Raw genomic sequence first — 14,379 nt, 5'->3', positions numbered from 1 at the left:
TGGCCGGGGGGAATCTAGCGGAACTAACCGCTAAGGCTAAATACTCTTAAAGATCGATAGTGAACTAGTACCGTGAGGGAAAGGTGAAAAGCAGCCCGATTAGGGCGGTGAAATAGACCTGAAACCGTATGTCTACAAGGAGTTGAAGCAGGTATTTATATCTGCGACAGCGTGCCTATTGAAGAATGAGCCAACGAGTTTATGCATGCTGCTCGGCTAAGCTGGCTAAAACAGCGCAGCCATAGGGAAACCGAGTGTTAATAGCGCGAATTATACCCGCACACTTATGTGCTTGAGGCGCCAAGGGCGCAAGTTGTAAACATCAAGCATATAAGTGTGCGGGTATAGTAACATGCATAAGACCCGAAGCAGGGTGAGCTTGCCATGAGCAGGATGAAGTTCGTCGAAAGACGAATGGAGGTCCGAACGGATAGATCGTACAACGTCTCCCGATGACTTGTGGTAAGGAGTGAAAAGCTAATCGAACCCTGTAATAGCTGGTTCTCTCCGAAATAGCTTTAGGGCTAGCGTCAAGTGTTTTCTCTGGGGGTAGAGCACTGGAAGGTTTTGACAGGGAGCAATCTCGCAAAACCTATCAAACTCCGAATACTAGAGACCATAGCTTGGCAGTTAGGCCATGGGGGCGAAGCTCCATTGGCCAAAAGGGAAACAGCCCGGATCTCAAAATAAGGTCCCTAAATATATACTAAGTGTAAGACAAGAAGGTGAGATTTCTTAAACAATGAGGAGGTTGGCTTAGAAGCAGCCATCCTTTAAAGATAGCGTAACAGCTCACTCATCTAGAGATTTTGCGTCGAAAATAATTGGGGCTAAGTATATTACCGAATTTGAGGATATGAATTTCATTCGTGAAATTCATGTGGTAGGAGAGTGTTCCAATCTGCTGTGAAGCGGGACTCGTGAGAGCCCGTGGAGCGTTTGGAAGTAAGAATGTTGGCACAAGTAACCGCAATGGCGTTGAGAACGCGCCACGTCGAAAGATCAAGGTTTCCTTGGTAATGTCAATCATCCAAGGGTTAGTCGGGCCTAAGGGAATGGTGAAAACCGTACTCGATGGACACAGGGTTAATATTCCCTGACTTTTGTATTCAGTGACGGGAGGACGGAGTGTAGTATGTATCGCTCATTATTGGATTTGAAGTTTGTTTACTAAAGATGAGGTGTAGGAAAATCCGCACACTGCTTTTAATGGCGAATCTAAGGTAGATGAAAAGTTTTATTCCTCGGAATAGGACAATGATACAAAGCGCGCTTCCAAGAAAAATCTCTAAACTTATGAATATAAGATCCGTACCGCAAACCGACACAGGTGATCAGGTCGAGTAGACCAAGACGAACGAGTGAGTGGTCCCCAAGGAACTCGGCAAAAAAGCAGCCGTAACTTCGGGATAAGGCTTGCCCCCACACCTACTTTGCTATTGTTTTTTGTTCTGATTTTGTTTTATCTTTTTTGATAAATTTTAAAGTTAGAATATTAAAGTAATAAAAATGTTGTTCTGAAAAACAGAACGATAGCAAAGTAGGTGTGGGGGCCGCAGCGAAAGTATTCCTGCCAACTGTTTACCAAAAACACAGCTCCCTGCGAACTCGTAAGAGGATGTATAGGGGGTGACACCTGACCAATGCCAGAAGGTCAAATATCGACGTTGTTATGTAGCAATATGTGATGGTGATTGATATAAGCCCTGGTGAATGTCGGCCGTAACTATAACGGTCCTAAGGTTAGGCCACGCTTTTTAAAAAATATCAAGAGTGGTCTAAGGACTGGGACTGTTGTAGAAAAAAGTAAACAGTTAGTTAAAATTACACAAAAAGTTGCCTATCCGCTTATGCGGATGTCCACAACTGACTATATGCTGGGAAATCTGTGCATAAAATGCTGTAGAATTGAGTACTACTTATGATATAATAAGCAAGTGTTATATAACACTTGTCCAAAAAACTATGAGTAAAAAAGTATCTCATGCAGAAAATCAGCAGGAAAGACTAATAATGATTGGTTGGGTAGTTGGTTTTGTAGACGGAGAAGGATGTTTTTCTACTAATTTTGTCAAACAATCTGACAAGAAAGAAAAAAATAGAATTCGACGGGGATACAAAACCGGATACCAAATATTTTATGAATTTTCCGTTACACAAGGTGAAAGTAGTATTGAAAGCTTAAAAAAGATAAAAGATTTTTTTGGAGTTGGTAATCTGTATCAAAATAAAAGATATGATAACCACAAAGAACATCTTTATAGATATGTTGTCCGCAAAAAAGAAGACTTAGTAAATACAATCATTCCTTTCTTTAATCAATATAAATTAAAAACTGCAAAAAGAAAGAATTTTGAATTATTTTCTAAGTGTCTTAATGAAATACAAAAAGGCAATCATCTAAAAATCAATGGAGCTGTACGCATAGCCAAAATAATGGAAAAGATGAATCATAGAAAAAGCAGAGCGAATATTATTAGAATCCTCAGAAACCAAACGTCAGGCTAAGCATAAACTTAGTAAGATAGAGTTCGGGCTTTATGGCGACATAAAGATTAAGGTAACCCTAGCGAAATACCTTGTCGGGTAAGTTCCGACGCGCACGAATGGTGTAATGAGTGGGAAACTGTCTCGGGGACCAGCTCGGTGAAAATACAATACCGGTGAAGATGCCGGTTAAGTGCAGTTAGACGAAAAGACCCTAGAAGCTTTACTATAACTTTATATTGAGCATGTTTTTGGACTGCGTAGCATAGATGGGAGGGGTTTGATGTGTACGGTTTTGGCTGTACTCTACTCGACAGTGAAATACCATTCTTTTTGAAGGCATGTTCTAACCAATACGGCAAAAACGTATTGAGACAGTATATGGTGGATAGTTTTACTGGGGCTGTACCCTCCTAAAGAGTAAAGGAGGGGTTTAAAGGTAATCTAGGCGCGAATGGAAACCGTGCCGATAGTGTAATGGCACAAGATTGCTTGACTGTAAGAGGCACATCTCGAGCAGGTACGAAAGTAGAACATAGTGAACCGACCACCCGTATTAGACGCGGTGGGAGATTAACGGATAAAAGCTACTCTAGGGATAACAGGCTAGTTCCGCCCAAGAGTTCATATCGACGGCGGAGTTCGGCACCTCGATGTCGGCTCACCTTAGCGCGGCGGTGGAGAAGCTGCCAAGCGTTTGGCTGTTCGCCAATTAAAAAGGTACGCGAGCTGGGTTCAGACCGTACAGAACCTCACCCCAACCCTCTCCTTATTAAGGAGAGGGGGAAGGGGGATTTTGTACAGTTTGAACCCTCAGAGGAAAATTATTTAATTTATGTTTTAGTTTTTTCGTTTTGAAAGTATAGTGATAGAACCAATCAAATCACGGCGGTTTTCAATTTATTTTGAGAATGAAGTCGGGGTTTTCGGTGAAATCCCATTGGGATAATACCGAGAGGAATTTTTCCTTGTAGAGACTACAAACCGGCCGCAAGCAATTGCGAACGTATAGTCCAATGCACAAAGCAATTTGTGATATCATGCGTGAGACAGGTTGGTCTCCTATCTACTGCACTCGTTGATTCTTGAGAAGATTTGCATCTAGTACGAGAGGACCGATGTGAACTGACCTCTGGTGTGCGAGCTGTCCTGCCAAGGGCACTGCTCGGTAGCTATGTCGGGAATGGATAACCTCTGAAAGCATCTAAGAGGGAAGCCAGCTTCAAGATTAGGAATCGTTAAGAACCGTGAGAGATGATCACGTTGATAGGCTTTAAGTGTAAGCGTAGCAATACGTTGAGCTGAGAAGTACTAATGTTTCGATTCCTGTTAAGAAATTTGGAAATCACAAAAAAAATTATTCGATCGAGTTTTCAGTGTTGGTGATTTGTCGCAAGGGTCACACCTCTTCCCATTCCGAACAGAGAAGTTAAGCCTTGTCGAGCCGATGATAGTCTTCATGGCAAAAGTAGGCAGTCGCCAGCACCGAGTACTTGATTCTAATCAAAAAGCTATATTTATATGGTTATTTTTGTCGTTGTCAAGATTTCGCTGTATTAGTCAGAACACATTTTGCACCCTAGTCTTTTTTAGTAATGCGTTCAGTATAGCCTCTTGGAGTTTCTAAGTGAAGTCCCCAATGTGGTCTGACGGTATTGTACCAAGTAAGCCAAGCAACAAGATCTTCATTTAATCTATCCAACTCTCCATTAATGAAAAGCGATTGTCTGGTCGTAACCCATTCTTCTTGGATCGTGCGATTAAATCTTTCAATGAAAGCATTTTGTTTCGGATGTCTGGGGTAATTCCAAAAATGATCAATGCTCAGATAGATGCAAGCTTCATCAAAATGTTTGGCAAATTCAGTGCCATTGTCTGTTTGCACTTTTTTAACTGCATATCCAAAAATATTTGGTAATGCTTTCAGAAAATCTCGAGCCATACTTGAGCTGTGAGAATTGGAAACAAAAGCGTAGGCTAAACGAGTGAGAATATCAATGGCAGTGAGGATGTAATATTTCTTTCCTAGAATCCATACAACAATTGTATCGATTTGAATCAGATCTCCTGGATTCTCTGGCATATATTCTTTTCTACGTAGTTTCTTCTTGCTCTTTTTCCATTTTCTTTCAATGAGTCTACCGGTGGCTCCATTTAATGTGTATCTAACTCGATCTGGAATTTCTCCTCTTCTTTTCCAATATTGAATGATATTCCAAACGGTTGTGGGTGAAAGAACATATCCAGTATCCACTCGCACTAATTCTACGATTTTTTCTTTTCCTAGTCTTGGTTTAGACTTCTTCAAATCACGAATATATTCTTTCACTTTTTGAGGAGTTTTTTCTTTTCTGGTATGAAAGGGTCTAGTTGTCTTTGGTGCTAACTCTGCAAATACATTGTGCGATTCTCTTAATTTCTTTCTCCAGTACTTAATGGTGCGTTCACAGACACCGTAGGCGTCAATGGCTGATTTGATTCCAAACTTCTGAGCATGATCTAAGACCTTTAATCTTTGCAATACCTTCTCTCTATCCTTTTCTGGTATTCTCGACCGAACGATATTCTCTGTGGCTGTTCTAAAACCGACTACTCCTTTGCTTATGTTGAATTGTTTCATATGTCCCTATTATGGGTAGGGGTGCAATATGTGGGTAGCCAATACATTCGCTTGACATTTTTATATTTTGTGTGATATAATCTTAGTTAGAAAGGAGGTTCTATGAAAGGACTTTTTGTGCCTTATCCCATGTCCTTAGGGACATGGGTGTGGGCGGTTGCCCTGCCGGCAGCCGCAGTTATAATTGTTTCTTGGGGGATTATGTGTTTTGTTTTTTCTTTCTAATCCCCTCTTTTTAAGCTCAGTTGTTGTTCACTTTGTGAATGTATGGCTGAGCTTTTCTCTTTTTGGACTTACATGCTATTATGTCTTTATATGGCATTGATTACTTGGAGCTTGAAACGGCAAATTTTTTACGTAGTTGTTTTAATTTTATTTTTTTCTATATTTGGATTTTTATTAATTTATCCGAGTTTCAATAAGGCGCCGACCTGTTTTGATGGTAAACAAAATGGAGACGAAACGGGGATAGATTGCGGAGGGTCTTGTTTAAAATTTTGCTCCGATCAGGCGGATGCCGTTTCTATTCTCTGGGCTCGCGCTTTTGAAGTCGTGCCTGGACGTTATAATGCTGTGGCTTACCTCACAAATCACAATAAAAACGCCGGAGTTGAAAAAATAAATTATAGATTTCGTTTTGCTAATACGAATAATGTTTATATCGGGAAGAGAGAGGGAAGTACTTTTATCCCTCCAGGAAGCAACTTCGCTATTTTTGAACCGGGAATAGACATCGGGAATTCTATTCCTGTTTATGTCACTTTTGAATTTACACAGATACCCATGTGGCTTCAAGTGTCGGAGGAGAAGATTGATCAATTAAAAATTTTAATTTCAAATATACAACTTGTGGATGAAACGACCTCACCCAAGCTTTCTGCTACTATAAAAAATAATTCACTTTTTACTATTCCTGATATGAATGTGATTACAATTCTTTATGATGCAAGTGGCAATGCCATTTCAGCTAGTCGCACTTATTTAGATCAATTTAATCCACTTCAAGTTTCTGATATTAATTTTACTTGGCCAGAACTATTATCCGGGAAGGTGGTAGCTAAAGAAATAATTCCAATGTTTAATATTTTCTCAGTAAAATTGCAGTAACACTATGGCAGAAAAAGTTTTTAAAAGAATAGACTGGCTTCTGGTTGTTTTTATTGTTCCGATAGTCGCAGCAGGCCTGGTAACGATGAAGTCCTTTGCTCCTCTTGAAAGCGGAGGCGATTTTTTTAGCAAGCAGATTATTTGGGTTCTTCTTTCTTTTGCGATCTTCTTTATTTTTTCTTTCATTGATTTTCGTTTTCTAAAGCGCACAAATGTATTGGTGTTTTTATTTTTATTTATATCCTTTCTTTTATTGATACTTATATTTTTAGGAAACATTTCGAACGGCGCGAAAAGTTGGTTTAATTTCGGTCTCTTCTTTTTCCAGCCGGTTGATGTGATGAAACTAGTTTTAGTCTTGGTTTTAGCAAAATATTTTTCTCGTCGCCATGTGGAGATCAGAGACATAAAACATATTTTCATTTCTGGGCTTTATGCATTTTTTCCTTTGGTTTTGGTTTTGTTTCAACCCGATTTTGGTTCGGCCATGATTATATTTTTTATCTGGCTGGGCATGGTGCTTGTTTCCGGAATTTCCAAGGTTCACTTATTTGCTGTGTTTGCTGTCGGAGTGCTGATTTTTGCTTCCTTATGGTTTGTCGCTTTTAAACCCTATCAAAAAGCTCGTATTTATAGTTTTATAAATCCTTTAGCCGATATTCACAAAACAGGATATAATGTATTTCAGTCAACTATCGCTGTAGGTTCAGGACAAATCTTGGGAAAGGGTTTAGGTTTTGGGACACAGTCAAGATTAAAATTTTTGCCTGTTCCGCAATCCGATTTTATTTTTGCCGCTTTTGCCGAGGAGTGGGGATTTGTTGGCTGCTCTTTAATTCTTTTGTTTTACTGTTTAGTAATCTGGAGGATTCTTCTTTCTGCTTCCTTGGGTGCTTCTAATTTTGAAATACTTTTTGGTATGGGAATTGCTATTTATTTTATGAGCCATATACTTATAAATATTGGTATGAATCTTGGGTTGTTGCCAGTAACCGGTATTCCTCTTTCATTTATGAGTTATGGCGGTTCACATTTATTAACCGAATTTGCAGGATTGGGTATTTTGATGGGTTTGCGCAGATATAGTAGACCAGCGCATCGCGATGATATGAAAAATGAATTTTTGGGAATATGAGGGATAGACCCCCTCTCCCTTCGGGCACTCCCCTTTGGCAGGGGGAGATTTACGGGAAAATTTTATGAATAAAATTATGACTATAATTGATGGAAAAAAAATAAGGAATGAGATTTTAGAGAAAGTGAAAACGGAAGTAAAGGAGCTATCTTTTAAGCCGGTCTTTTGCGATGTGTTGGTGGGCGAAGATCCTGCATCTCTCCAATACGTGCAAATGAAAGGACGCATGGCGGAGTCTGTAGGCATAAGTTTTCATAAAGCAAATTTTCCTGCGTCTATAACTACTTCTGAATTAATAAAAGAAATAGAAATTTTAAATAAGGTTCAAAATATGCGCGGAATTATTATTCAGCTTCCGTTGCCGGAACACATTGATAAACAAACAGCGCTCAATGGCATTGATCCAAAACTTGATGTCGATTGTTTGGGGACTGTCGCGAGTGAAAAATTTTACAGCGGTGAAACCGCTGTAGGTTTCCCGACGGCGCTAGCTTGCATGGCGCTCCTTGATTCACTTAATTTAGATTTAAAAGGTAAAAAGATAGTAGTTTTAGGTCAAGGATTATTAGTAGGGAAGCCAGTCACAGCCTTGCTCAAATTTCGAGGTTTAGATCCGATTATCATTCGAAGCAAAACTGAAAACAAAGAAGAGCTTATCAAGCAAGCGGATGTCATAATTTTAGGAATTGGTAAAGGAAAATATATTACTGGTGGTATGATAAAGCAAGGAGCAATTTTAATAGATGCAGGAACTTCTGAAGACGTAGGCCTACTCGGAACCCGAAAAAATATTGTCGGTGATGTTGATTTTGAATCCGTGAAAGATGTTGCCGGTTATGTTTCGCCTGTTCCCGGAGGCGTCGGCCCGGTAACTGTGGCAATGCTTTTAAATAATGTATTAACGGTAGCAAAAAGCTTTAAAAATGACTAAATATATTTTGAATTCAGGTGGTTCAAAAAATTATCCAGATTTAGCAAAGAAATTTTTTGCTGAGATAGTAAAAAATTTAGGAAATAACCCGCGTTTACTTATGTGTTTTTTTGCTCAACCACGCGAAGACTGGGAAATAAAATTTTCTGAATTTAAAGAGAAATGCAAAATGTTTCCAGAGGAAGCGACGCCCATTTTTGAATTAGCTTTTCCTGAAAATTTTGAAGAACAAATTAAAAATTCAGCCGTTGTTTATATTCATGGTGGGGACGATCATCTTTTGCAGTATTGGTTAAGACAATTTGATATTCCAAAAATTTGGGAAGGGAAAGTTATAGCTACTAGCTCAGCAGGCTCAGATGCCATTTCTAAATATTTTTGGACCTGTGATTGGCGTCGGTGTATGGACGGGCTTTCAATTTTACCGATCAAATTTCTTCCTCATTATAAATCTTCTTATGGCAGTGATGATCCTCGTGGTCCTATTGATTGGGATAAAGCATTGGAAGAATTAAAAAATTACAAAGAAAATTTACCTATTCATGCATTAAAAGAAGGGGAGTATGTTGTGATAGAATCGTAGTTTACAAATATCTAATCTAATATCAGCTATAGCGCATATTGATAAATAACGTATAATATAAAATATGACTAGCAGATATTATAAAGGAATGCGGGTAAATGCTTTCGGACTACCTATTTTTTCTCTTACTAAAAAAGAACAAAATAAAAAATCCCGCAAGAGGATCAGAAGTCTATACCATGTTTCTTTTTTGTCTTCTTTTGAAAAAGATGCACCTAAAAATTTACTTCTAATTTATGATATTCCAGAGGAAAGAAAAAAAGAAAGAGATTGGTTCCGTCGACAATTAGTGAAATTTGAATACATTATGATACAAAAAAGTGTCTGGGTTGGTCCATCACCATTACCAAAGGATTTTCTAAAATATCTTAAGGAAATAAAAATAAGAAATAATTTTAAAACTTTTAAACTAGCCAAACCTTATAATAAATGAATATCAGCTATAGCGTAAATGATAAATTAGGTATCTTTTTTAAAAAATATTATAATCCTATATAAATGAACAACGCAATCTTTTTCTTTTTTTATAATCTAGCGCATCAATCTAAAATTTTTGATGGCATTGTTATTTTTTTTGCTGTTTATTTTATTTATATAGCAATAATATTAGCAGGAATTTTTTTACTTTTTTATTACAAGGTTCTCCCGTCTCAAAACCCTGTTAGAGAATTAATAAACAAATGGAAGGATTTTGTTCCAGTCGGCTTGTCAGTAGTCGTCGCGTGGTTTTTCAATAAATTTATTGCAAAAATTTTATTTCATACGCTTCGGCCATTCGTGGTTTTCTCACAAGTGCGTCCGCTTTTCGGAGAGACTGGTTTTGCTTTTCCTTCTGGACACTCAGCTGTAGCCTCGGCTTTGGCCTTTGCATTATTTTATATCAATAAAAAAATCAGCTATATTTTCATGCTTTTCGCATTGCTTATCGGGGTTTCTCGTGTTATTTCCGGAGTGCATTTCCCAATAGATATTTTAGGTGGTTTTATAGAAGGTTTCATTATTGCTTACCTAGCTAATCGCGTTACTAATTTTTTCTTTAAAACTAAATGATTTTATCTTTTATAGAAAACCTAGGGTTGCTTGGGATTTTTTTTGTCGTGTTTGCCGAGTCGGGACTTTTCTTTTGTTTCTTTTTTCCCGGAGGATCTCTCTTGTTTAGTGCAGGGGTTTTAGCTTCAGCGGGTTATTTTAATATTTTTTATTTATTTTTTGGATCAGTTTTGTTCGCAATTTTAGGTGATAGTGTAGGATACTGGACGGGTAAAAAAATGGGACCGAGAATTTTTTCTAAACGGAATTCATTCTTTTTTAATAAAAATAATTTAGATAAAACTGCAAAATTTTACGATAAATATGGAAAGAGGACGATTGTGTTTGCTCGCTTCGTGCCCATTGTTAGAACTTTCGCTCCAATCATGGCTGGTGCGGGAAATATGAAATACAATAGTTTTATTTTTTACAATATATTCGGTGCTTTTTTATGGATATCCTCAATGATTTTCAGTGGATATTTTCTTGGAAATTCTGTTAACAATATTAATCAATATATTTTACCGATAATCCTATTTATAATAGTTTTGTCTTTAATACCAATTATTTGTGAATTTCTAAAGAAGAAAAAATAATTTGCATATTTTATAGAAAGTGTGTAATATGGCTTTATATTCATTATGTGGAAAAAGATTGTTTTAACTTTAATAATTCTTATTTTAGGTGCCGGGATTGGCTTTTTTGTTTATAAGTCAGAAGCTAACTATAGGAGATTACCTATAGGCACCAAAGCTACTGGTCTGGCAAAATTTTCTTTCAAACTCGGGCTTGATCTTTCAGGAGGAAGTCACCTGATATATAAAGCCGATACTTCTTTAGTTCCAGTAAGTCAGGTAGGGGACTCAATGAATGCGCTCCGTGATGTGATTGAACGGCGCATAAATCTTTTTGGAGTTTCCGAGCCAGTAGTGCAGGTGCAACACGGAGGATTTGTCTCTGGAGCAACAGGGGAACAGTTGATAGTGGACCTTCCGGGGGTGACAGATGTTAAACAAGCCATAGATATGATCGGACAGACTCCGCTTCTTGAATTTAAAATAGAAGCTCCAAAAGGTACCCCGCAAACTGCTACCGTTGGCAAAGATGGCAAGGTCACTCTCGATATAAATTCTCAATTTATTTCTACCGATCTTACTGGAAGATATTTGAAAAAAGCGATCCTAGAATTTGACACAAATACTCGTGAACCTAAAATAAGTCTACAGTTTGATGATACAGGGACAAAACTTTTTGCTCAAATTACAAAAGACAATATCGGGAAAATGGTAGCAATTTATTTGGATGGCGCGCCTATTTCTACGCCAGTTGTTCGAGAAGAAATTCCAAACGGCCAGGCTGTTATTTCTGGAAGTTTTACTCCGACTGAAGCAAAATTGCTTGTTGGCCGGCTCAATTCGGGAGCTCTGCCTGTGCCGATAACTCTCCTTTCTACTCAAACTATCGGCGCCACCTTAGGAGGTAGTGCAATAAATGCTGGAGTAAAGGCTGCGATTATTGGATTTTTTTTAGTAGCTTTATTCCTTATTCTCTTATATCGCTTACCTGGCTTAATTGCTACTATTTCTCTTTGTATTTTTATTGTTATAATACTTGCTCTTTTCAAATTGATGCCTGTCACCTTAACAGCAGCTGGCATCGCTGGATTTATAATTTCCATGGGGATAGCGGTAGATGCCAATGTGCTTATTTTTGAACGTGTAAAAGAAGAATTGCGTTCTGGTAAAAGTATTGCCGATTCGATTGCCATCGGTTTTTCGAGAGCTTGGTTTTCTATTCGAGATTCAAATATTTCAAGCTTCATCACAGCTGTAATTCTTTTCTGGTTCGGTACATCTTTGATACAAGGTTTTGCCTTGACGCTTGGCATGGGAATAATTGTGTCGATGTTCAGCGCGATTGTCATTACTAGAATCTTTCTTTCAACGGTTAGTTTTATCGGGGAAGGGAAAGTCGCCAGATTTTTATTTTCAAGCGGATTTTCAAATGGTCAAAAAAGTGAGAATAAATAAAAAATTATGTTTATAATAAACCACAAAAAAATATTTATCAGCATATCAGCCGTCTTGGTCGTTCTTTCTCTTATTTCTTTATTTATTTTTGGATTAAAAATAGGTATCGATTTCAAAGGCGGCGCGCTCACAGAAGTTTCATATAAAATAGAGCGCCCAGAACAATCTGCTTTAGAGAAAAGTCTTTCCGCTCTTGGTTTCGGTTCTATCCTTCTCCAGCCAGTAGGGGATCTTGGCTATATCGTAAAGACCCGTGATTTAAATGATTCTGAACACGCACAGCTTTTGACGGCTCTTTCACAAGGAGGAAAAGATGTTCTCACTGAAATGAGTTTCAATTCTATCGGACCTTCTGTAGGAGCTGAGCTTACCAGAAAGGCTATTTTGGCGATTGTCTTAATTTCATTTGCCATCATTTGCTTTATCGCTTTTGCTTTTAGAAAAGTTTCTAAACCGATTTCTTCTTGGAAATATGGAATCATTGCCATAGTTACACTTTTACATGACGTAGTTATTCCTATTGGATTATTTGTCATTCTTTCCCATTATTTTGGAGCAGAGGTGGATACTCTTTTTGTGGTGGCAATTCTTACTATTCTCGGTCTTTCTGTTTCTGATACTATAGTTATTTTTGATCGAATCAGGGAGAATTTGAGAAATCAAAATTCAATAGACAAAGTAAATTTCAGTGAAGTGGTGGGTAAAAGTTTAGAACAATCATACATTCGATCTATTTGTACTTCAGGAACAGTTATTCTTGTACTTCTCGCATTATTCTTCTTTGGTCCTGTGTCTACAAAGTATTTTGCTTTGATGCTTACAGCAGGAATGTTTTTCGGAACTTATTCTTCAATTTTCTTAGCTTCACCTTTACTTGTATTAGTGGGAGAGTGGCAGAAAAACAAATAGGTGTTATACTCTAAATAAGTTTTTGATTATTAGTTAACAAACAATATAAAATATGATGTACTTTTTAATAATTTTATTAGCGATAGTTTTACTTGTGGTTTTCGCTTTCAACCGTTTCGTCTCTTTGCGTAATCGTGCAAAGGAAGCTTGGGCGGATATAGAAGTGCAGTTGAAGCGCCGTTATGATTTGATCCCGAATTTAGTGAATACTGTGAAAGGTTATGCTACACATGAGTCTACTGCTTTTGAAAATGTCACCAAAGCGCGAACAGTGGCTATGAGTGCTACTGGGCCAACTGCTGGACACGCCGAAGCTGAGAACATATTGACTGGGGCATTAAAATCAGTTTTTGCCATTGCTGAAGCGTATCCAGACTTGAAAGCTAATCAAAATTTCTTAGCTTTACAAGGTGAACTTTCGGATACTGAGAACAAAATTCAATCAGCTCGCCGATTTTACAATGCCAATGTTCGGGATCTAAATATCGCCATTGAAAGTTTTCCCGGTAATCTTATCGCTATGACCTTTAATTTTTCCAAAATGGAATTCTTTGATTTGGGCGACAACGATGCCGCGCAAAATCCAGTGGAAGTAAAGTTTTAAATGGCTACTTTATACACAGAGCAATCAAAAAATGTTACGAAGACTTGGTTATTAATGACTATCTTTTTTGTGGTGGTCATCGGTTTCGGCTGGTTTTTTAGTTTTTATTACGATAATTCGAATATTTTGTATTTTTTTGTTATTTTTAGTATATTGATGAATATTTTTTCTTATTGGTTTTCAGATAAGATTGTTCTTACTTTAGCTGGTGCCAAAGAGGCAAAAAGAGAAGAATATTTTGATCTTTATACTAGTGTGGAAAATTTATCAATTACCGCTGGACTTCCAATGCCGAAAGTATATGTAGTGCAAGATTCTGCTCCCAATGCTTTTGCGACAGGCAGAGATAAAAAACATGCTGTTGTTTGTGTGACTACTGGACTTTTGCAAATTTTAAATAAAACAGAGCTAGAAGGGGTAATTGCGCACGAACTTTCTCATATTGGGAATCGTGACATGTTGCTTTCTACTGTCGTCGTGGTACTCGTCGGTTTTATAACAATTCTCGCAGATTTTTTTACAAGGAGTTTGTTTTTTAGTAGGCGTAGCGATGATGACAATAAAGGAGGAGGAATTTTTATGATTATTGGAATTATCTTATCTATACTAGCACCTCTTTTTGCAGTTTTAATTCAGTTAGCTATTTCTAGAAAACGCGAATTTTTGGCGGATGCTTCCGGAGCATTGCTTACTCGTTATCCAGAAGGTCTCGCTAATGCGCTACGCAAAATCTCTCAATATAGCCAACCAATGATCCATCAATCGAGTGCCATCGCGCATCTTTATATTGCCGATCCAAAAGGTTCAAAAATTGGCAAAAAAATCAGCGGTTTTTTTGCCACTCATCCGCCAGTGGAGGAGAGGATAAAGGCTTTGGTCGGGTAGTTGAGGTGTTTTCAATATATATTTGCATCTACGCTATAGCGTAGATGGTTGTATAAACA

Annotated in this window: 12 protein-coding genes and 2 rRNA genes; 13 read left to right on the top strand and 1 reads right to left on the bottom strand. The window is 37.8% G+C overall.

Annotated features, from left to right (window positions below):
- Positions 1–3,823 (top strand): 23S ribosomal RNA (locus PHT16_03835); the annotation flags it as partial.
- Positions 3,824–3,865: 42 nt separating this feature from the next.
- A 5S ribosomal RNA gene (gene rrf / locus PHT16_03830) occupies positions 3,866–3,972 on the top strand.
- 94 nt (positions 3,973–4,066) lie between these two features.
- Here the strand turns inward: rrf and PHT16_03825 are convergent.
- Positions 4,067–5,107 carry an integrase core domain-containing protein gene (locus PHT16_03825; protein MDD5721538.1) on the bottom strand — a complete coding sequence of 347 codons (1,041 nt, stop codon included), beginning with the start codon at positions 5,105–5,107 and terminating at the stop codon, positions 4,067–4,069.
- A gap of 315 nt (positions 5,108–5,422) precedes the next feature.
- Between PHT16_03825 and PHT16_03820 the strand changes: the two genes are divergently transcribed.
- The 11 genes from PHT16_03820 to PHT16_03770 all read left to right on the top strand — a co-directional run bounded on the left by PHT16_03820 (position 5,423) and on the right by PHT16_03770 (position 14,320).
- On the top strand, positions 5,423–6,214 hold the full coding sequence (locus tag PHT16_03820; protein ID MDD5721537.1) for a hypothetical protein: 792 nt from the start codon (positions 5,423–5,425) through the stop codon (positions 6,212–6,214).
- Between the two features lie 4 nt (positions 6,215–6,218).
- A complete protein-coding gene (gene rodA / locus PHT16_03815; protein MDD5721536.1) occupies positions 6,219–7,349 on the top strand; it encodes a rod shape-determining protein RodA in 1,131 nt (376 codons plus the stop codon).
- Positions 7,350–7,425: 76 nt separating this feature from the next.
- Positions 7,426–8,280, top strand: coding sequence for a bifunctional 5,10-methylenetetrahydrofolate dehydrogenase/5,10-methenyltetrahydrofolate cyclohydrolase (locus PHT16_03810; protein MDD5721535.1), 855 nt, complete (start codon positions 7,426–7,428; stop codon positions 8,278–8,280).
- The gene (locus PHT16_03805) at positions 8,273–8,863 is read left to right on the top strand and encodes a Type 1 glutamine amidotransferase-like domain-containing protein (GenBank protein MDD5721534.1); all 591 of its coding nucleotides are present in this window, start codon (positions 8,273–8,275) and stop codon (positions 8,861–8,863) included. Before PHT16_03810 ends, PHT16_03805 begins: the two co-directional genes overlap by 8 nt.
- A 64-nt stretch (positions 8,864–8,927) precedes the next feature.
- A complete protein-coding gene (cas2, locus tag PHT16_03800; protein ID MDD5721533.1) occupies positions 8,928–9,296 on the top strand; it encodes a CRISPR-associated endonuclease Cas2 in 369 nt (122 codons plus the stop codon).
- 65 nt (positions 9,297–9,361) lie between these two features.
- Entirely contained in the window at positions 9,362–9,913 is a 552-nt protein-coding gene (locus PHT16_03795) for a phosphatase PAP2 family protein (GenBank protein ID MDD5721532.1), read from the top strand.
- Positions 9,910–10,488, top strand: a complete 579-nt coding sequence (locus tag PHT16_03790; GenBank protein MDD5721531.1) for a VTT domain-containing protein — start codon at positions 9,910–9,912, stop codon at positions 10,486–10,488. The genes PHT16_03795 and PHT16_03790 overlap by 4 nt, the downstream gene beginning before the upstream one ends.
- A 45-nt stretch (positions 10,489–10,533) precedes the next feature.
- The gene (gene secD / locus PHT16_03785; GenBank protein ID MDD5721530.1) at positions 10,534–11,922 is read left to right on the top strand and encodes a protein translocase subunit SecD; all 1,389 of its coding nucleotides are present in this window, start codon (positions 10,534–10,536) and stop codon (positions 11,920–11,922) included.
- A gap of 6 nt (positions 11,923–11,928) precedes the next feature.
- The gene (secF, locus tag PHT16_03780) at positions 11,929–12,831 is read left to right on the top strand and encodes a protein translocase subunit SecF (protein MDD5721529.1); all 903 of its coding nucleotides are present in this window, start codon (positions 11,929–11,931) and stop codon (positions 12,829–12,831) included.
- Positions 12,832–12,886: 55 nt separating this feature from the next.
- Entirely contained in the window at positions 12,887–13,435 is a 549-nt protein-coding gene (locus tag PHT16_03775) for a LemA family protein (GenBank protein MDD5721528.1), read from the top strand.
- Entirely contained in the window at positions 13,436–14,320 is an 885-nt protein-coding gene (locus tag PHT16_03770; protein MDD5721527.1) for a M48 family metallopeptidase, read from the top strand.
- Positions 14,321–14,379 lie beyond the last annotated feature (59 nt).

Source organism: Candidatus Paceibacterota bacterium (genome assembly GCA_028718635.1).
In the GTDB taxonomy this organism is placed as follows: domain Bacteria; phylum Patescibacteriota; class Minisyncoccia; order Phycocordibacterales; family UBA9973; genus UBA9973.
This window is presented reverse-complemented; position numbering and strand designations above follow the sequence as displayed.

Bases quoted from the DNA above. Each gene is read 5' to 3' on its own strand.
- PHT16_03825 (MDD5721538.1), bottom strand. From the start codon at position 5,107: ATGAAACAATTCAACATAAGCAAAGGAGTAGTCGGTTTTAGAACAGCC.
- PHT16_03820 (MDD5721537.1), top strand. From the start codon at position 5,423: ATGGCATTGATTACTTGGAGCTTGAAACGGCAAATTTTTTACGTAGTT.
- rodA (MDD5721536.1), top strand. From the start codon at position 6,219: ATGGCAGAAAAAGTTTTTAAAAGAATAGACTGGCTTCTGGTTGTTTTT.
- PHT16_03810 (MDD5721535.1), top strand. From the start codon at position 7,426: ATGACTATAATTGATGGAAAAAAAATAAGGAATGAGATTTTAGAGAAA.
- PHT16_03805 (MDD5721534.1), top strand. From the start codon at position 8,273: ATGACTAAATATATTTTGAATTCAGGTGGTTCAAAAAATTATCCAGAT.
- cas2 (MDD5721533.1), top strand. From the start codon at position 8,928: ATGACTAGCAGATATTATAAAGGAATGCGGGTAAATGCTTTCGGACTA.
- PHT16_03795 (MDD5721532.1), top strand. From the start codon at position 9,362: ATGAACAACGCAATCTTTTTCTTTTTTTATAATCTAGCGCATCAATCT.
- PHT16_03790 (MDD5721531.1), top strand. From the start codon at position 9,910: ATGATTTTATCTTTTATAGAAAACCTAGGGTTGCTTGGGATTTTTTTT.
- secD (MDD5721530.1), top strand. From the start codon at position 10,534: ATGTGGAAAAAGATTGTTTTAACTTTAATAATTCTTATTTTAGGTGCC.
- secF (MDD5721529.1), top strand. From the start codon at position 11,929: ATGTTTATAATAAACCACAAAAAAATATTTATCAGCATATCAGCCGTC.
- PHT16_03775 (MDD5721528.1), top strand. From the start codon at position 12,887: ATGTACTTTTTAATAATTTTATTAGCGATAGTTTTACTTGTGGTTTTC.
- PHT16_03770 (MDD5721527.1), top strand. From the start codon at position 13,436: ATGGCTACTTTATACACAGAGCAATCAAAAAATGTTACGAAGACTTGG.